Below are 18,784 nucleotides of genomic sequence, written 5' to 3' on the forward strand. Positions count from 1 at the left end.
CAGGGTATGATAAAGCAATTTTTATTCTGCTGCCATTTGCTACACTGGGTTTTTCACTTATCTGTCAGCGACAGCATGATTTGATGAATAAATAATCGCCACGAGGGCCATGTGAACGAACAACGAGAAATACAATTACAAGCCTGGTGCGAAGCTGTCACCGGTTACCGTCAACAGCGATTACAGCCAGTATCAGGCGACGCGAGTTTTCGTCGCTATTTTCGCACCTCTGACGGCCACCGCAGTTTGATTGCTGTCGATGCACCACCACCGCAGGAATCGTTACAACCATTTATTGCGATTGCACAAGCCTATGCAGAGCAGGGCGTAAACGTGCCCGAAGTTATTGCGGCCGACGAAAAGCAAGGCTTCATGTTGTTGTCTGATTTAGGGTCAACCTTGTTACTCAGCGAGCTAACCGAAGTGTCAATGAGCGGTTGGTATGCGCAAGCATTAGCCGATTTAACCGCGATAATGCGTGTGCAGAATACTGAGCTCGGCCCATTACCCAATTATGATGAGCCCTTGCTACGGCGTGAATTGGATTTATTTCACGACTGGTTGGTTGGTTCCCATCTTGGGTTGAGTCTTTCTTCTGATGAAAAAAAGATGTGGGCGAACTTTTGCGACACGCTCACCAAAAATGCGCTTGAGCAACCGCAAGTTGGCGTTCATCGCGATTACCATGCCCGCAATATTATGGTGCAAGCACACCAGAAATTAGCTTATATCGACTTTCAGGACGCGGTGCGTGGGCCGATAACCTATGACGCGGTGAGCTTACTGCGCGACTGTTACGTGCGTTGGCCCCATGATTTGGTACAACAGCTTAGCCATGATTTGTATAATCAATTGCAGCATCAACAATTACTTCCCGTTGCGGTTTCCGCTGAGCAATGGCAACGCTGGTTTGACTTGATGGGTCTGCAGCGTCACACCAAAGCGGCTGGAATTTTTGCGCGGCTTTATCATCGCGATGGCAAAACAGGCTACTTACAAGACATACCGCGCACAGTGGACTATCTGTACGACATCGCTGGGTTTTATCCGGAGTTTAACGACTACCGCCATTGGTTGGCCGAGCGGGTGCAACCCGCGCTGCAGGAACTAATCTGATGCGCGCCATGATATTGGCAGCGGGCCGAGGCGAACGCATGCGCCCGTTGACCGACACCACACCAAAACCTTTGCTGGAAGTAAACGGCAAGGCGCTGATTGAATACCATCTTGAGCAACTCGCCAAGCAAGGTGTCGAGTGTGTTGTAATTAATCATGCGTGGCTGGGCAAGAAAATCGAAGCACAACTCGGGAACGGAAGTCGCTTTGGCTTGAAGATTGTGTATTCCGTGGAACCGTCTGGTGGCCTGGAAACAGCCGGGGGTATCATCCGCGCGTTACCTCATCTGGGTACCGAACCCTTTTGGGTCATCAACGGCGATATATTCACTGATTTTGACTTTGCTGAGTTGCCGCAACAGTTATCAAGCGGGCACGTAGCTCACCTTCTGTTGACGAAAAACCCGCCCCACAACCCGCAGGGCGATTTTACGGTGAACAATGGTTTATTGCAGCGTGCGGCAGAAGGTGGCGCCAGTTACACATACACGGGTATGGGCTTGTATTCACCGGAAATGTTCTCCATGTATAATCCAGGCAGTGAGCAGTTTGTTCGGTTACGCCCATTCTTAGATAAAGGCGCACAGCAACAACAGATAGCAGCAACAATTATCGACGCCGCATGGACAGATGTTGGCACGCCCGAACGTTTAGCAGAATTACAGGAGTACCCATGATTTGGGGTAAGATTCTTGGCGGTTTTTTTGGTTTTTTATTTGCACGATTTATTGGGTTATTGCTTGGTGTTTTAATTGGGCATTGGTTTGATAAGTCGTTGACGCGCGCCATGCAACAGGGCACAGCGCAACAACCTCAGCAATTCGTGAGCACGTTATTTGGTGTACTCGGGCACTTGGCGAAATCCAAAGGGCGCGTTACCACTCAAGACATTGATTACGTCACACAGCTCATGACGCATTTGCAACTTTCTGAAGACGCTCGCGCGCAAGCGCAAGAAAGTTTTCGTGAGGGTAAAGAAGCTGATTTCCCACTTACCCAGCGGGTACAGCAACTGCGTGCGCAACTTGCGTGGCGGCGTGACTTACTGCAGTTTTTCCTCGAACAATTGCTCACCGTTGCGTTGCATGACGGCCAGCTTGATCAAGCGGAATACGATGTTTTGGTGAAAGTTACCCAAGCGCTTGGTTTTCGTCGTGCACAACTGGATATTTTGCTGCAAATGGCGCAAGCCGGGCAACGTTTTGGCGGCGGCGGTCGCTCAAGTCAGCAAAATGCGCAGGCCTCAGCGAGTCAAATTGATGATGCATACGCAGTACTTGGGGTTGCCCGTTCAGCAAGTTTCTCCGACGTGAAAAAGGCGTATCGAAAGCTCATGAATAAGCACCATCCAGACAAGCTCGCAGCACAGGGGTTACCGCCTGAAATGCGCGAGTCTGCTCAGGCAAAAGCCCAGCAAATTCAGGCCGCGTACGAGCTTATTAAAAGTCGGCAGGACAATTAAAGGTAAGCTCAACGCCAGTTTTGGGGTGCGTAAAAGCGAGTTTTTCAGCGTGCAGTAACAGCCGGTTTGCAGCAGCATAGGCTTCGGTTCCGGCGTAAAACTTATCGCCAAGAATCGGAGTTCCGAGGGCTTGCATATGCACCCGCAGTTGATGTGAGCGGCCGGTGTATGGCGTCAACTCAACCACATCACCGGCAGCATGTTCGGCAATAACTCGGTAAAGCGTTACTGCAGGTTTGCCCAGACGTAAATCGACCATTTGCCGTGGACGATTTGGCCAGTCGCAGCGCACCGCCAATTCAATGAAGCCGCGATTTGCTGGTAAATGGCCCCATACATGAGCACGATAGCGCTTGGTTACCGTGCGCCGCTCAAATTGACGCTGCAATCCAGCTTGCGTTACCTTGTCGCGGGCGAACACCATCAAGCCCGACGTGGCCATGTCCAGGCGGTGCACCACCCGTAAATTAGGCATCACGCGTTCTAAACGCGCCCACACCGAGTCACGGTGCTCTGGTGCTTTACCGGGCACACTTAATAGTCCGCTTTGTTTATTCACCACCACCAAATCCGCATCGCTGTGCACAATCGTCACAAACGGATGCGTAGGTGGCGCGTAGTGAAGTAGCGTCATGCAGGCATGTTCACTATCACGCGCACTGAATCAAGCTGCAGCACAGGTTGTTCAAGCGCTTCAAGTAGCCCTTGCTGGCGCGACGCGACCGCTTCTATTTCGCTGTCACGTACCATTGGGTTGCGTTCCCGTAACTTGATCAGGCGTTGTTGCTGTGACGACATCGCTTCTCTAACATGGTGTCGCGCCTGCTCAAGCTGATGTTGCTGACATAGCTCCGCCGGTTTCCAAGCGGTTTGAATGGCTTTTTGACAAGCACTACGAAGTTGTTTGAGTAACTGCCGAGCTTGCTTTTTATCAATGAATTGCAGTTGCTTATCCAGCACACCAGCTGCAACTTTATCGGTTAAGTCGCGGCCGTTGCTATCAAGTAACACGCGAAAGCTGTGGCGTGGATAAAACTCGCTCATCACCAGTTGTTTGGGTGCCATGGCAAAACTACTGAAGTGCAGCTCAATAAACCAAGCTCCGGCAGGCAGGGCGCGATTCTGCATGAGCCCAACAGCAGTGCTGCCATAGGTGTCATTGGTCAGTAACTCCAACGCCTGCTGCACTAGCGGGTGATCCCAGCTCAAATAAGCAACGTCTTCGTGAGTCAGTGCATACTGCCGTGAAAAAGTGACGGTAATGCCTTCGTCGGGCAAGCCTTCCATGGGCACGCGCATTTGTTCTGACGGGCGCAGCCAACCACTGTGGTCGTTGAGGCGGTCAAACTCAATCCCGAAACGCGCCCAAAACGACACCATAAAGGATTCAAGTTCACTCGCTTGTTCAATCTCGGTAATGGTTTCCAGCAGTTGTGCAATCTGATGTGGACGAAAAGCATTCAGCTCCTGCAGGCGGTCACGGCCCGCATCAACCTCAGCCCGTAACCTTTGGCTGGCTTCCTGCGTGTCTTCGACAAGATCTTCAAGCTGGTCCAAATCAAAGTCACCGGTATCGAGTTCATCGATAAGCAGGTCAACCTGCTCGGCAAATTGTTGATGCAAATTGGCGCCGATGCCGTTGGTTTGGGTAAATGCGTTCATCGCGTTGTACCAAGCAAATAAAACTTGCTCAGGTGTGCCTTCAACAACCGGCACATGAATCGTAATTTCACCTTGCTGACCAATCCGGTCGAGACGGCCAATACGCTGCTCAAGTAAATCTGGGTGGCGCGGCAAATCAAATAAAATCAAATGTTGGGCGAACTGAAAATTGCGCCCCTCACTGCCAATTTCCGAGCACAGTAACAATGGGCAACCGTCTTCTGGGCTGGCGAAAAATGCCGCGGCACGGTCCCGCTCAATCAGACTTAAACCTTCATGGAAAACGGCTGCGTGAATACCGTGTTGTATGCGTAACATTTCATGCAATGCGAGTACCATTTCAGCGCTACGACAAATTAAAACAAACTTGTTTTGTTTGTTTTCTTTCAGCAGATTCACCAACCAAGCAAAACGGCGCGTTAATGCATCACCAGCCTCAAGCTCCGTCATTTGCACGCGGCGTTCAGGGAAACCGCCGATGTGAGCGCGGCTATTGCGGAACATAACCCGACCGGTGCCATAACTGTCTAATAACTTATCCAATGCAGCACTGTCACCGGAGTTTGCAAGTGCTTCAGCCTGCGGGGCTAAGGCTTTGTAATTGGCCTGATCCGATTTGAATTTTTCAAAGCTATCAAAGCGATCGGGGTCAAGCAATTGCAGCCGGGCAAAGTGAGCTTCCAAGCCTGCTTGTTCAGGCGTTGCAGTAAGCAGTAAAACGCTCGCTACCTGCTCGCATAATTGTTGCACCAGAGCAAAACGTTGATCCTGAGGCGCAATTTGATGAGCTTCATCAATGATGAATAAGTCCCAGTCCACTTCAAGTAATTCAGCGGACCACATTGGGTGTGATAATAACGACTGAGGAATAACCACAAGTTGCTCGCTGGCAAATACTGCACCACCGTCAAGTGCAGCTTGTTCGCAGCGTTCAGTATCAAACAAACTAAAACGAAGATTGAACCGACGCAGTAACTCAACCAACCATTGATGCGCCAAACTGTCAGGAACCACAATAAGAACGCGCTCGCTGCGTCCAGTCAGTAGCCTGCGCTGCATAATTAAGCCCGCTTCGATGGTTTTACCCAAGCCCACTTCATCTGCTAATAACACCCGTGGGTGGTGGCGATCGGCTACAGTCGCAGCAATATAGAGTTGATGTGGCAGTAATTCTGCGCGTGCGCCAATCAAGCCGGCAGCGGGGCTTGTTTGCCATGCACTTAAATGATGGTGAGCCTGCAAGCGTAGTTGATACATGTCTAAGCGATCAACTTTGCCGGCCTGAATACGTGTTAACGGATGGTTGGTAGCAACTTGCGCGGCTAGTTGCGCCTCGGGAACTGTAACCGGTTCATCGGAGTCGTCACGAACACCGTGATAAGTCAGTACGCCGTTGTGCTCATCGACTTGATTGACGCGGAAGTGCCAACCATCACCATGTTGACCTTTTTCGTCAACTAACAATTGGTAACGCGCTAGCGGAGCATCAGCTATCGCATACTGTCGAAATTCACCAGTAACTGGGAATAATACAGTAACCATTCGTCCTTGCAGTTGGCTAACTATACCAAGTCCCTGTTCCATCTCAGTTTCACTGAGCCATCGTTGACCCGGAATAAATTGCATTGACGTTGTGTTCGCTACCATTCAAATAAGACCTTTAACAGCATAGTCGATAATAAGGGCGCACATGGTAGCGAAATTTATTTGAATATTCACACCATTTTCACGAAAGTTAGGCTAGTCTTAGAAATGAATGGCACGTTATCAAAATCATTAAAATACCAACGTAGCTTGAGGTACAACATGTCCGAAACCGTTCCAAAGTTTTATCTACTTGATACTAATATCCTGCTGCATGAACCCCTCGCTTTTTTAAACTTCGATGAACACAATGTTGTGATACCCATGGTTGTCCTAGAGGAGCTGGACAATATTAAAGATCGCCATAAAGACGTAAGCCGTGAGGCGCGGGTAGCGATTCGATCACTCGAAAATGCGTTGAAGGACGCAACACCAGAGCAAATTCTTGAAGGCGTGCCGCTGAGTAATATGGAAGGTGCGCATCACGCCGAAGGTGCTTTAGCGATTTACCCTGATTATCAACTGAAACAACAGGATGCAGCGCTAAACTTGTCTGAAAATGATCATCGGATAATTCAAACAGCACTGGAGCTGCAGCGCAAACACAAGTCCACGAAAGTGGTGTTAGTGACCAAAGACATCAACATGCGTTTGAAGGCAAAAGGGGCTGGGGTTAAGTGCGTTGAAGATTATCGAACCGACCAACTTATCGATGATATTCGCTTTTTATCCAAAGGTTTTGTTGAAGTTGAAGGGGATTTTTGGGCGCACGTTGGTGACGTTACCAGCGTTCAAGAGGGCCGGGAAACTTTTCACGAGGTCGCGCGCGATGTGCTGCCAACAGTGTTCCGTAACCAATACATTATTGATGGTACCGAGCACTTTGCCGCAAAGGTTGTCGGCTACGACAATAAAAATATTCGGCTGCATGATATTGGTTTCGAACGCATGATGAGTTACCGAGCTTGGGGCATTCACCCTAAAAATATCTATCAGGCTATGGCAATGAATGCCTTGTTGGATCCGAGCATCGATCTGGTCATTCTCACTGGGCCAGCAGGCAGCGGCAAAACGTTGCTGGCGCTTGCCTCAGCGCTGGAGCTCGTTATTGAGCAGGGCATTTATGAAAAGATTATTGTCACGCGTAATACGCCGGAAATTGCCGAGTCTATTGGTTATTTACCGGGTACCGAAGAAGAAAAAATGGCGCCTTGGTTAGCGGCCATTACCGATTCGTTAGAAGTACTGCACAAACAAGATGAGAGTATGGAATCAAGCCTGAACTACATTATGAATAAGGCAAATATCCAATTTAAGTCACTCAACTTCATGCGCGGGCGTAGTATCCAAAATGCGATTGTAATTTTGGACGAATCGCAAAACTTAACCGCATCGCAATTGAAAACAATCATTACCCGCTGTGGTACCGGAACCAAAATTATTTGTTCGGGTAACTTGGCGCAAATCGACAGCTACTACCTTACCGCGGTGACTTCGGGGTTAACCTATATTGTGGAGCGCTTTAAAGATTATCCCGGCAGTGCAACGGTTAACTTAAATGGGGTGGTGCGCAGTTCATTGGCGCAGTACGCAGAAGAGAACCTTTAACTAAGAGTTTTGACTCAAAAAGTCTTCGAGTATTAATTGAGCCGCGGCACTATCAACTTTGCCTTTTTGCAATTGTTTATAGCCGCCGCGGCCAAACAAATCTTCTTTTGCCGCAACGGTTGTTAAACGCTCATCTTGTAATGCCACTTTAATCCCAAATCGGCCATGCAGCCGATTTGCGAATTTGCGGGCGAGATCAGTCAGCGGTTGCTCCGTGCCATCCATATTCAGTGGCAAACCAACCACCAGCAGTTCCGGCTGCCAATCGGCGAGTAACTTCGCAACTGCATCCCAATTGGGTTGACCGTCTTTTGCTTTAAGTGCGGTTAGCGGCGAAGCGGTACCAGTAACTGTTTGTCCGACCGCGACGCCAATGCTATGTGTACCAAAATCAAATCCAATAACCTGGCTCATGCGTGTCCCACGTCTGGGCCAAGCTGCCAAGTTTGAATGCCGAGCTTTTTGACAGCGCGCTGCCAACGCTCTTTGCTTGGGGTATGAAATAAAATGTCACTATCCGCTGGAATGGTTAACCAACTATTTTCTGCCAGTTCGCGTTCAAGTTGGCCCGCTTCCCAGCCAGCGTAGCCTAATGTCAGCAGGTAGTCATCTGGCAAGTTTCCTTTGCCCATGGCTTCCAAAATATCTTTTGACGTGGTGATGACAATGTCATCGCTGAGCTGCACCGAGCTGCGCCAAGTATGGTCGGTTGAATGCAAAACAAAGCCACGATCACGCGCCAAAGGACCGCCCGAGTAGACTGGGCCATCAAGGCCAACTGAATTATCGGGTACGATAATTTCCAGCTTCTCAAGTAAATCTTCAACGCTCAATTCCACCGGTTGATTGATAATTAACCCCATAGCCCCTTCCGCATTGTGCTCACAAATATACGTGACCGTGCGTGCAAAATACGGATCGTCCATGCTGGGCATGGCAATCAAGAAATGATTCTGTAGGCTATTTAATGTTTCCATAACTCTTACAACTCCAATGAGAAAACGCCGGTTTTTACCCCGTTAGCACAAACCCAACTGCCGCTCGATAGCTTCAAATACTTTCGCGGCTATATTGATATCATATGCGGATTCAATTTCGCGCATGCAAGTGGGGCTGGTGACATTTATTTCAGTCACGCGGTCACCAATTACATCCAGGCCGACAATAGTAAGCCCGCGGCGTTTTAATTCAGGGCCAACTTTTCGTGCTAATTCCCAATCGCTATCGCTCAATGGTTGGGGGCGTCCACTACCGCCTGCCGCTAAATTACCACGTGTTTCGCCAGCCGAAGGAACCCGCGCTAGCGCATAAGGCATAGGCTCACCATCAATGATCAAGATGCGTTTGTCACCGTCGCTAATTTCAGGCAAATAGCGCTGAACCATTGCAAATCGGTGCCCGTGATTGGTGAGCGTTTCGATGATGACACCTAAGTTTGTGCCATCTTCACGAACGCGGAAAATTGACGCGCCACCCATGCCATCCAAGGGTTTTAGAATAATGTCACGGTGTTCCTGATGAAATGCACGGATTTGCTCCGCACGACGAGTCACGATAGTGGGTGGCGTTAGTTCGGGGAACCAAGCAGTAAAGAGCTTTTCGTTGCAATCACGAAGGCTTTGCGGGCGGTTTACCACAAGCGCTCCGCGGCGCTCAGCCAATTCCAATATATATGTGGCGTAAACGAACTCGGTATCAAAGGGTGGGTCTTTACGCATTAAAATGACGTCAAAACTGCCCAGGTTCATTTCGGTTGGCTCGCCCAGCGTATAAAAGTCAGTTGGCTGATCGACCACTTTAACGCTACGTGCTCGACCCATTGGTTCACTCGCCGCAATAGAGAGGTCATCCATGGTCAAATAATAGAGTTCGTAATTTCGTGCTTGAGCCTCAAGCAATAGACGAAAACTGGTGTCTTTGTATGTTTTGACCGACTCAATTGGGTCCATGATCATCGCAAGTTTCATTAAATGTCCTTAGGCAAGATCGCCAAATTGATATTGTATTACGCTAAGCGCCGTTAACGCGGCGGTTTCAGTGCGCAAAATTCGAGGGCCGAGGCGGACCGGTAAAAAGTCATGGTCGCTGGCGCTTTGCACCTCAAGGTCGGTTAGGCCGCCTTCAGGGCCAATTAATAACGTAAGCTGTTTAGGTTCGACCGCAAGTTCTCGCAATGGTTTTGCGGCATAGGGGTCTAGGGTTAGTCGCATGCCTTCGGGCAATTGTGTTAACCACTGCTGAAACGTTATTGGCGCATGCACTTTAGGTACGTAACTGCGGCCACTTTGTTCACACGCGGCAATAACTATTTTTTGCCATTGTTGTTGTTTCTTTGCTAAGCGCTCGCCAGTTAACTTAACGCCGCAACGCTCGGTGAACAAAGGTGTAATTTCGGTTACTCCAAGTTCAACGGACTTTTGTAGCACAAAGTCCATTCTATCGCCGCGCGATATGCCCTGCGCGAGATGCACATGCACAAATGATTCTGAGGTATTGGGTGCTGCTGACGCCAAAGAGACTGTCACAGAGCGCTTGTGAACCTCAGTAATCGTTGCCTGATAATTGTTGCCATCACCATTAAACAGCTCTAGGGATTGCCCAACTGACATCCTTAATACTCGACCAACGTGGTTGGCTGCATCTTCAGAGAGTGTCACCGTGCTGCCCACAGCCCAAGTGCTTGAGCTTGGCTCATAAATGCGAGGAATGCGCATGCCGTGTTAAACCTTTCGTCAATAAAGCATATGCGGACATCTTAACACCGCGTTGAAATCTTTGGCAGCTTGAAAAGATTTGATTTTGTCAGATATCCGACCGATCATGGCTGCAGCGTGATCATTAAGGAGAAAAATAAATGCATCTCTCGCGAGCTTTAGTTGTTTGGTGTTTTAGTATGGCTGCGTTACTTTTCGGCAGCGCGGTGCAGGCTGAGGATGTGCATAGTTATGCGCGTTTGGACCAAGTGTCGACGCCGCATCTGAATCTAGTTTTAACCGTTGACTTCGAAGCACGCAAGTTAAAGGGACATGCCACATATACCTTGCAACGGCATGATGACACCAATCAAATTTATTTAGACAGCAGTGAACTCGTGATTAAGCGCACCGAAATACGTGTGAATGATCAATGGCTGCCAACCAAATTTACGTTAGGTGACATTCATCCAAGTTTAGGCCAAGAGCTGATAGTTGATATTGGTAGTATTGCCGACAAGGTTCGTATTCATTATGAAACCATTCCTACCGCAAGTGGCTTGCAATGGCTGACGCCCGCACAAACTGCCGGTAAAAAGCACCCATTTATGTTTAGTCAGTCGCAGCCAATCCATGCGCGCAGCTGGATACCGATTCAGGACTCACCAGCACTTCGGTTAACTTACGACGCGACGGTAACGACACCAAAGGGACTGCTTGCAGTCATGAGTGCCAACAATAGCCTGAGTGAAGAGCGCGGCGGTGAATATCACTTCGCCATGCCACAGCCCATACCGCCCTATCTGATAGCCATTGCTGCTGGCGATTTAGCCGTGAAGTCTATCAGCGACAATGTTGCAGTATTCGCTGAGCAGTACATTCTTGATGACGCTGCGTGGGAGTTTGCAGATACGCCAGCAATGATTGAAGCGACCGAGGCAATGTACGGTCCATACCGTTGGGACCGCTATGATTTGTTGATTCTACCGCCGAGCTTTCCGTTTGGTGGCATGGAAAACCCACGCTTGTCGTTTATAACGCCCACGGTGGTGTCAGGCGATCGCAGCTTAATAAATTTAATTGCCCATGAATTGGCTCATTCTTGGTCAGGTAATTTGGTGACGAACGCAAGCTGGCGCGATCTATGGATTAATGAAGGCTTCACCAGTTACGTTGAAAACCGCATCATGGAATCACTGTTTGGCAAACGACGCGCACAAATGGAGCTTGCGCTCGGTTATCAGGATCTCTTGGCTAATATGGAGCGCCTTGAGCCCAAGGACACGGTGTTGAATATCGACTTGGGAACACGCCATCCAGACGATGTTTTCTCGCAAGTCCCTTACGTAAAAGGTCAGCTATTTCTAGTGTACCTGGAAGAAAAGTTCGGGCGCGAAACGTTTGACAAATTCTTGCGTAAATATTTTGATGATTTCGCTTTCCAAAGTATTTCAACCGCGCAATTTAAAACCTATTTGCAGCGTGAGCTCTTGGCTAAAAATCCGGACGCGGTAAGCACCAGCAAAGTGAATGAATGGCTGCACGAGCCTGGCCTGCCTGCGGATGCTCCGCAACCGAAATCGGATGCTTTTGCAAATGTAGAAAAACAGATGCAACGCTGGCTGAAAGGCGGTCAGTTACAAACCGAGCAGTGGACAACGCACGAATGGTTGCACTTCATTAATAACCTACCACTCGATATATCTTCAGAAAATATGGCGCGGTTGGATCGCGAGTTTAATCTTACCGAGATTCAAAATAGTGAAATTGCGCACGCCTGGCTGAAGTTATCTATTGTGAAAAAATATGAACCAGCGCGAGAGCGTTTACGTAGTTACTTGCTAACTATTGGTCGCAATAAGTTGGTAAGCCCGCTGTACCGAGAGTTAGCGAAAACACCGGATAACCTGAAATGGGCTCGAGAAGTTTACGAGCAGGCTAAACCGGGGTATCACCCGCTTACTCAAACGGTCAATGAGGCTTTGTTGTACGACAAAAACTAAGGAGTAAGACATGCCAAAAGCAATCGGATTTGCTGCCCAAGCAGCCGACCAAGCACTCGAGTATTTTGAATTCGAGCGCCGCGATCCAACCGCTGACGATGTCGAAATTGAAATCGCCTACTGTGGTGTGTGTCACTCAGACCTGCACCAAGCCCGAAATGAATGGGGCGGTACCGTTTTCCCGTGCGTACCTGGCCACGAAATTGTCGGTAAAGTGACCCGCGTCGGTAACAAAGTCAGTAAATATAAAGTTGGTGATACCGTCGGCGTGGGTTGCATGGTGGACTCATGCCGTACCTGTGCAAATTGTGAAGACGGTTACGAACAGTATTGTGATAACGGGTTTGTCGGTACCTACAATGGCGAAGACAAGCACATGGGTGGCGTTACCTTTGGTGGCTACTCAAACCGCATCACGGTTGCGCAAGACTTCGTATTGAAAGTTTCTGACAAATTGGACTTGGCCGGTGTTGCACCATTGCTGTGTGCTGGCATCACCACTTATTCGCCACTGCGCCATTGGGGCGTTACCAAAGGGCATAAAGTTGGGGTGGTTGGTCTCGGTGGTTTAGGCCATATGGCGGTTAAAATCGCAAAAGCGATGGGCGCCGAAGTGGTTCTATTTACTACCTCTCCGAACAAAGTCGACGATGCGAAGCGCTTAGGTGCTGATCACGTGGTGATCTCCAAAGACGAAGAGCAAATGAAAGCATGGCGCAATAGCCTTGATTTCATTTTAAACACGGTTGCTGCACCGCATGACTTGGATGCTTACTTAACCTTGCTGCGTCTTGACGGCACCATGACCTTAGTTGGCGTTCCGGCTGAGTCGCACCCGTCACCAGCAGTGTTTAATTTAATCGCCAAACGCCGCAGCTTGGCAGGCTCGTTAATTGGCGGTATTGCTGAAACACAAGAAATGCTCGACTTCTGTGCCGAGCACGGTATCACCTCAGATATCGAGATGATTGCCATGGACGAAATCAATGAAGCCTATGAACGTATGTTGAAAAGCGACGTGAAATATCGCTTTGTGATTGATATGGCAACACTAAAACAGAAATAAAGACTTTTAGACGTCTAAATGTAGAAAAGTGGGCATGGTTCAGTTAAACTACGCCCACTTTTTTATTCCTAACTTTGACTAGAGATTGCAAAGCATGGCACAGCATTTATTTACTTCTGAGTCAGTATCAGAAGGGCATCCAGATAAAATCGCCGATCAAATTTCAGACGCGGTACTCGACGCAATTCTCAAGCAGGATCCGCGTGCTCGGGTTGCCTGTGAAACCTATGTAAAAACGGGCATGGTGCTCGTTGGTGGTGAAATAAACACCAATGCATGGGTCGATATCGAAGAAATCACGCGCAATACCGTACGTAACATTGGTTACGTTCATTCCGATATGGGTTTTGATGCTGATTCATGTGCTGTACTCAATGCCATTGGTAAGCAATCACCTGATATTAATCAGGGTGTTGATCGTGCCAGCCCAGAAGAGCAGGGCGCTGGTGATCAAGGCCTTATGTTTGGTTACGCATCAAACGAAACAGATGTGTTAATGCCTGCGCCAATTACTTATGCGCATCGTTTGGTGCAACGTCAGGCTGAAGTACGTAAAAATGGTACCCTGCCATGGTTACGCCCTGACGCTAAATCACAATTAACCTTTATTTATGAAGATGGCCGGCCGGTAGGTATTGATGCGGTAGTTTTGTCAACGCAGCATCATCAGGATATTAGCCAAAAAGATCTCCGTGAAGCCGTGATTGAAACCATCATTAAGCCGGTTCTGCCGGAAGCTTGGTTCCCGAAACATCAAGAACGCATTTTTATTAACCCAACCGGGAAGTTCGTTATTGGTGGGCCAATGGGTGACTGTGGTTTAACTGGTCGCAAAATTATTGTCGATACATACGGTGGTATGGCGCGTCACGGTGGTGGTGCGTTCTCAGGTAAAGACCCTTCCAAAGTTGACCGCAGTGCAGCGTATGCAGCGCGCTATGTAGCGAAAAACTTGGTTGCAGCAGGTTTAGCCGACCGCGTTGAACTGCAAATTTCTTATGCGATTGGTGTTGCCGAACCAACCTCGATTAGCATCGAAACGTTCGGTACGAGCCCGCACAGCGAAGAAAAACTGATTGCGCTGGTACGTAAGCATTTCGACTTGCGACCTTATGGCTTAATTCAAATGCTTGACCTTGAGCACCCTATTTATCAAGCGACAGCAGCTTATGGCCACTTCGGCCGTATTGAGTTCCCATGGGAAAAAACAGACAAGGTAGAAGCACTTCGCGCTGATATCTAATTTGCGTCAAAGCCCCGAAATGTGGAGAATACGCGCACCATTTGTGCATTTTTCCACACGCTAAAATTCGGGGTTTGTTATGACAGCAGCAGTATCGGAGCGAAAATATCTCGCCAATGCCATTCGTGCACTCAGCATGGATGCGGTTCAAAAGGCTAACTCTGGCCATCCAGGAGCGCCAATGGGCATGGCTGATATTGCCGAAGTTCTGTGGCGTGACTATCTGAATCACAACCCTGCAAATCCTGACTGGGCTAACCGTGATCGTTTTGTTTTATCAAACGGACACGGTTCAATGCTGATTTATTCGCTGTTGCACCTCACCGGTTATAACCTCGATATTAATGAAATAAAGAATTTCCGTCAGCTGCATTCCAAAACTCCTGGACACCCAGAACATGGGTATGCGCCGGGTATCGAAACAACGACTGGTCCACTCGGGCAAGGCGTAACCAATGCGGTAGGAATGGCGCTTGCTGAGAAAGTACTCGCAGCACAATTTAATAAACCCGCACATGACATTATTGATCATTACACCTACACGTTTTTAGGCGATGGGTGTTTAATGGAAGGTATTTCGCATGAAGCCTGCTCACTAGCTGGCACGCTAGGGCTGGGTAAGCTCATCGCATTTTATGACGACAACGGCATTTCAATTGATGGCGAAGTTGAAGGCTGGTTCACCGATGATACGCAGAAGCGTTTTGAAGCCTATAACTGGCATGTAATTGCTGATGTCGACGGGCATGATGCTGATGCGATTAAAGCGGCTGTTGAAGCTGCGCGTGCGCAGTCAGACAAACCGACCCTGATTATTTGTAAAACCATTATCGGTTTTGGCGCACCGAATAAACAAGGCTCTGAAAGTTGCCATGGCTCACCATTAGGTGCTGATGAAGTTGTTGCAGCACGTGCACAGTTAGGCTGGGAGCACGGACCGTTTGAGATTCCAGCGGACGTTTATGAAGCATGGTCAGCCAAGCAGCAAGGTGCGCAAGCCGAAGCAGCCTGGAATAAACGCTTTCATGACTACGCGCAAGCTTACCCAGAACTTGCGGCAGAGCTTAAACGTCGGTTAGAGGGCGATTTGCCAGCAGATTTTGCCACACAAGCCGATGCGTATATTGCCAAATTGCAATCTGAACCAGCCGATATTGCTAGCCGTAAAGCGTCACAAAATGCTTTAAATACCTATGGCCCGTTATTACCGGAGTTGTTGGGTGGCTCTGCCGATTTGGCAGGCTCCAATTTAACCATCTGGAGCGGCTCTAAAGGCATTACTAAAACTGACGCCAGCGGTAATTATGTTTTTTATGGTGTACGTGAGTTTGCGATGTCAGCAATCATGAACGGCATTGCGTTGCATGGTGGTTTTACACCTTACGGCGCAACCTTTTTAATGTTCATGGAGTATGCACGCAATGCGGTTCGTATGGCCGCACTTATGAAGCAGCCAAGTATTTTTGTATATACCCATGACTCGATTGGTTTGGGCGAAGATGGTCCAACGCATCAACCGGTAGAGCAAATTGCGAGTTTGCGGATGACACCAAATATGAGCACATGGCGCCCATGTGATCAGGTTGAGTCAGCGGTGGCATGGAAGTACGCATTGTTGCGCAAAGACGGGCCAACCTCGTTGGTTTTTAGCCGTCAAAATCTAGCACAACAAGAACGTAGTCATGATCAGGTTGCCAATATTGAGCGTGGTGGCTACGTGTTGCTTGATAGCAATGGCACCCCCGATTTAATCCTGATTGCGACAGGCTCTGAAGTTGCTTTGGCAGTAAGCGCAGCAAAAACTTTACAGGCTGAAGGCCATCAGGTTCGTGTTGTGTCTATGCCAGCAACAGATGTATTTGATCAGCAAGATAAGGCCTATCGTGAGCAGGTATTACCAAGCACTCAAACGAATCGCATCGCTATTGAAGCCGGTATTGCAGATTACTGGTTTAAATATGTCGGTTTACAAGGCCGTATTATTGGTATGACAAGCTTTGGCGAGTCAGCGCCTGCCGGTGAATTGTTTAAGCACTTTGGATTTACCCTGGAAAATGTTGTGGCAACCGCAAAGGAATTATTAAACGCATGAGCACCAAGCCCGCACGCATCGCTATAAATGGATTCGGCCGTATCGGTCGCAGTGTTTTGCGGGCGCTCTACGAACGCGGCTACCGACATCATTTGGAAGTGGTTGCAATTAATGAACTTGCACCGGTTGAATCAATGGCGCACTTGCTCAAATACGACACCAGCCACGGGCGCTTTCAAAGTCCCGTAGTGGTGTTGAATGAACGGCAGTTACAGGTAGCTGGTGATTCTATCGTGGTGTCAGCAAATAGCGAAATTGAAAACCTGGAATGGCGCGAACTCGGCGTTGATTTAGTCCTGGACTGTACGGGTGTTCATGGAACTCGTGAGCATGGCGCGGCGTACGACAAAATTGGCATTAAACAGGTTTTATTTTCGCAACCAGGCAGCGCCGATTTAGATTTTACCGCCATTTATGGTGTGAACAGTGACGATATCACGCGGGATCACCGCTGGGTATCGAATGGTTCGTGCACAACGAATTGTATTATCCCAGTCATTAAAGTTTTAGACGAAGCATTCGGTATTGATAGTGGGGCGATAACAACGATTCATGCAGCGATGCATGATCAGCAAGTTATTGATGCATACCATACTGATTTGCGCTTGGCACGCGCAGCGGGGCGCTCAATTATTCCGGTGGATACGCGTTTAGCGCGCGGCATAGAGCGAATTCTACCTAAATTTGCGGGGCGTTTTGAAGCCATTCAAGTGCGTGTTCCGACCACCAATGTGACGGCAATGGACTTAAGCGTGACGGTCAATACCGCTGTTACCGTCAGCCGCGTCAATGAAGTTCTTTCTGATGCCGCTCGCGGGCCTTTGGCAAAAATCCTCGGCTTTGTCGATGAGCCGCTGGTGTCGATTGATTTTAATCATGATCCGCGTTCAAGCATTGTCGATGGCACGCAAACCCGTGTTGCTGATAAGCGCTTAATTAAAGTGCTGTGTTGGTGCGATAACGAATGGGGCTTTGCAAACCGAATGTTAGACACTGCCCAGGTGATGTTGGCGCAGTAAAATGAAATTTATTAATGAGGCACAGTTATGTCATCAGTAATTACCATGTCCGATTTAGATCTCAAGGGATTACGAGTTCTGATTCGCGAAGATTTAAATGTACCGATTAAAGACGGCAAAGTGACATCAGATGCGCGTTTACGAGCCGCGATACCAACCATCGAAGCTGCAATTGAAGCTGGCGCGAAGGTTATGGTGATGTCACATTTAGGGCGCCCGGTAGAAGGCGTTTTTGATGAAGAGCTTTCGCTGCAACCCGTGGTTGATTATCTTAACCAAGCATTGTCAGTGCCAGTTCGTTTGGCGCGTGACTATCTTGACGGTGTTGACGTCAATAACCGAGAAGTTGTGGTGTTTGAAAACATTCGCTTTAATAAAGGCGAGAAGAAAAATGATGATGAACTGGCACAGCAGCTTGCGGCTTTATGCGATGTATTCGTCATGGATGCATTTGGCACGGCGCACCGGGCTCAGGCATCAACGCATGGCGTGGCCAAGTATGCAGATGTTGCTTGCGCGGGGCCTCTATTGGCTGCAGAACTCGAAGCACTCGGTAAAGCGTTAGCCAATCCGGCGCGGCCGCTGGTTGCTATTGTCGGGGGGTCGAAGGTATCGACTAAGCTTACCGTGCTCGAATCCTTGTCGAATGTTGTAGACCAACTCATCGTAGGTGGTGGTATTGCGAATACGTTTATCGCCGCAGCGGGCTACAATGTCGGCAAATCATTGTACGAAGAAGACCTTGTTGACGAGGCGAAACGTCTCGTTGCCGCCGCTCAAGCCAAAGGTGGCGATATTCCGTTGCCGTCAGACGTGGTAACAGGGAAAGAGTTCAGCGCACAGGCGCAGGCCGAAACGAAATCAGTTGCAACCATTGCTGATGACGATATGGTTTTTGATATCGGTCCAGATACGGCTGCTGCCTTTGCTAAAATTTTGGAACAAGCTGGCACTATTGTTTGGAACGGACCGGTTGGGGTGTTTGAGTTCGACCAGTTTGGCGAAGGCACAAAAACGCTGGCGCATGCTATTGCAACGAGTTCAGCATTTTCTATCGCCGGTGGCGGCGATACACTTGCCGCGATTGATAAGTATGGTATCGCTGATAAAATCAGCTATATCTCAACGGGCGGCGGCGCTTTCTTAGAGTTTTTAGAAGGCAAAAAATTACCAGCAGTCGCGATTCTGGAAGAACGCGCGTTAAATGGCTAACCGGCCAAACCCAATAGGACATTA

At 48.8% G+C, this 18,784-nt stretch carries 16 protein-coding genes; 10 read left to right on the top strand and 6 right to left on the bottom strand.

Annotation, left to right across the window (positions count from 1 at the left end):
• Nucleotides 1-111 precede the first annotated feature (111 nt).
• The 3 genes from ACN0UN_RS09690 to djlA are packed head-to-tail and all read left to right on the top strand — an operon-like array spanning nucleotide 112 to nucleotide 2,578.
• Complete coding sequence (locus ACN0UN_RS09690) at nucleotides 112-1,116, top strand: aminoglycoside phosphotransferase family protein (RefSeq protein ID WP_417659798.1); 1,005 nt, start codon at nucleotides 112-114, stop codon at nucleotides 1,114-1,116.
• A complete protein-coding gene (murU, locus tag ACN0UN_RS09695) occupies nucleotides 1,116-1,793 on the top strand; it encodes an N-acetylmuramate alpha-1-phosphate uridylyltransferase MurU (protein WP_417659799.1) in 678 nt (225 codons plus the stop codon). The genes ACN0UN_RS09690 and murU overlap by 1 nt, the downstream gene beginning before the upstream one ends.
• Nucleotides 1,790-2,578: a co-chaperone DjlA gene (gene djlA, locus ACN0UN_RS09700; protein WP_417659800.1), complete on the top strand. Its 789-nt coding sequence runs from the start codon at nucleotides 1,790-1,792 to the stop codon at nucleotides 2,576-2,578. Before murU ends, djlA begins: the two co-directional genes overlap by 4 nt.
• Here djlA and ACN0UN_RS09705 read toward each other — a convergent pair.
• Both ACN0UN_RS09705 and ACN0UN_RS09710 read right to left on the bottom strand, forming a co-directional pair.
• On the bottom strand, nucleotides 2,556-3,212 hold the full coding sequence (locus ACN0UN_RS09705) for a pseudouridine synthase (protein WP_417659801.1): 657 nt from the start codon (nucleotides 3,210-3,212) through the stop codon (nucleotides 2,556-2,558). The two genes, djlA and ACN0UN_RS09705, sit on opposite strands and share 23 nt — an antisense overlap.
• Entirely contained in the window at nucleotides 3,209-5,887 is a 2,679-nt protein-coding gene (locus ACN0UN_RS09710) for an SNF2-related protein (RefSeq protein ID WP_417659802.1), read from the bottom strand. The genes ACN0UN_RS09705 and ACN0UN_RS09710 overlap by 4 nt, the downstream gene beginning before the upstream one ends.
• Nucleotides 5,888-6,046: 159 nt before the next feature.
• On the opposite strand from ACN0UN_RS09710, the gene ACN0UN_RS09715 reads away from it, so the two are divergent.
• A complete protein-coding gene (locus ACN0UN_RS09715; protein ID WP_417659803.1) occupies nucleotides 6,047-7,432 on the top strand; it encodes a PhoH family protein in 1,386 nt (461 codons plus the stop codon).
• Here ACN0UN_RS09715 and ruvX read toward each other — a convergent pair whose 3' ends face one another.
• From ruvX to ACN0UN_RS09735, 4 genes are read right to left on the bottom strand one after another with little or no spacing between them, the layout of a single operon-like run.
• A complete protein-coding gene (gene ruvX / locus ACN0UN_RS09720; RefSeq protein ID WP_339879572.1) occupies nucleotides 7,433-7,846 on the bottom strand; it encodes a Holliday junction resolvase RuvX in 414 nt (137 codons plus the stop codon).
• The gene (locus ACN0UN_RS09725) at nucleotides 7,843-8,409 is read right to left on the bottom strand and encodes a YqgE/AlgH family protein (RefSeq protein WP_339879575.1); all 567 of its coding nucleotides are present in this window, start codon (nucleotides 8,407-8,409) and stop codon (nucleotides 7,843-7,845) included. The genes ruvX and ACN0UN_RS09725 overlap by 4 nt, the downstream gene beginning before the upstream one ends.
• A gap of 42 nt (nucleotides 8,410-8,451) precedes the next feature.
• Entirely contained in the window at nucleotides 8,452-9,399 is a 948-nt protein-coding gene (gshB, locus tag ACN0UN_RS09730) for a glutathione synthase (protein WP_417659804.1), read from the bottom strand.
• A 9-nt stretch (nucleotides 9,400-9,408) separates the two neighbouring features.
• The gene (locus tag ACN0UN_RS09735; protein ID WP_417659805.1) at nucleotides 9,409-10,146 is read right to left on the bottom strand and encodes a 16S rRNA (uracil(1498)-N(3))-methyltransferase; all 738 of its coding nucleotides are present in this window, start codon (nucleotides 10,144-10,146) and stop codon (nucleotides 9,409-9,411) included.
• Nucleotides 10,147-10,286: 140 nt separating this feature from the next.
• Here ACN0UN_RS09735 and ACN0UN_RS09740 point away from each other — a divergent pair, with 140 nt between their 5' ends.
• From ACN0UN_RS09740 to ACN0UN_RS09765, 6 genes are all read left to right on the top strand, one after another.
• Nucleotides 10,287-12,128, top strand: a complete 1,842-nt coding sequence (locus tag ACN0UN_RS09740) for a M1 family metallopeptidase (protein ID WP_417659806.1) — start codon at nucleotides 10,287-10,289, stop codon at nucleotides 12,126-12,128.
• A 10-nt stretch (nucleotides 12,129-12,138) separates the two neighbouring features.
• The gene (locus ACN0UN_RS09745; protein WP_417659807.1) at nucleotides 12,139-13,194 is read left to right on the top strand and encodes an NAD(P)-dependent alcohol dehydrogenase; all 1,056 of its coding nucleotides are present in this window, start codon (nucleotides 12,139-12,141) and stop codon (nucleotides 13,192-13,194) included.
• Nucleotides 13,195-13,288: 94 nt separating this feature from the next.
• Nucleotides 13,289-14,437: a methionine adenosyltransferase gene (gene metK, locus ACN0UN_RS09750; protein WP_417659808.1), complete on the top strand. Its 1,149-nt coding sequence runs from the start codon at nucleotides 13,289-13,291 to the stop codon at nucleotides 14,435-14,437.
• A 79-nt stretch (nucleotides 14,438-14,516) separates the two neighbouring features.
• Nucleotides 14,517-16,529, top strand: coding sequence for a transketolase (tkt, locus tag ACN0UN_RS09755; RefSeq protein ID WP_417659809.1), 2,013 nt, complete (start codon nucleotides 14,517-14,519; stop codon nucleotides 16,527-16,529).
• The gene (gene epd / locus ACN0UN_RS09760) at nucleotides 16,526-17,548 is read left to right on the top strand and encodes an erythrose-4-phosphate dehydrogenase (protein ID WP_417659810.1); all 1,023 of its coding nucleotides are present in this window, start codon (nucleotides 16,526-16,528) and stop codon (nucleotides 17,546-17,548) included. Before tkt ends, epd begins: the two co-directional genes overlap by 4 nt.
• Nucleotides 17,549-17,575: 27 nt before the next feature.
• The gene (locus tag ACN0UN_RS09765) at nucleotides 17,576-18,760 is read left to right on the top strand and encodes a phosphoglycerate kinase (protein WP_417659811.1); all 1,185 of its coding nucleotides are present in this window, start codon (nucleotides 17,576-17,578) and stop codon (nucleotides 18,758-18,760) included.
• Nucleotides 18,761-18,784 lie beyond the last annotated feature (24 nt).

Origin of the sequence: Pseudidiomarina sp., from assembly GCF_048267825.1 — a bacterium.
Lineage (GTDB): Bacteria > Pseudomonadota > Gammaproteobacteria > Enterobacterales > Alteromonadaceae > Pseudidiomarina.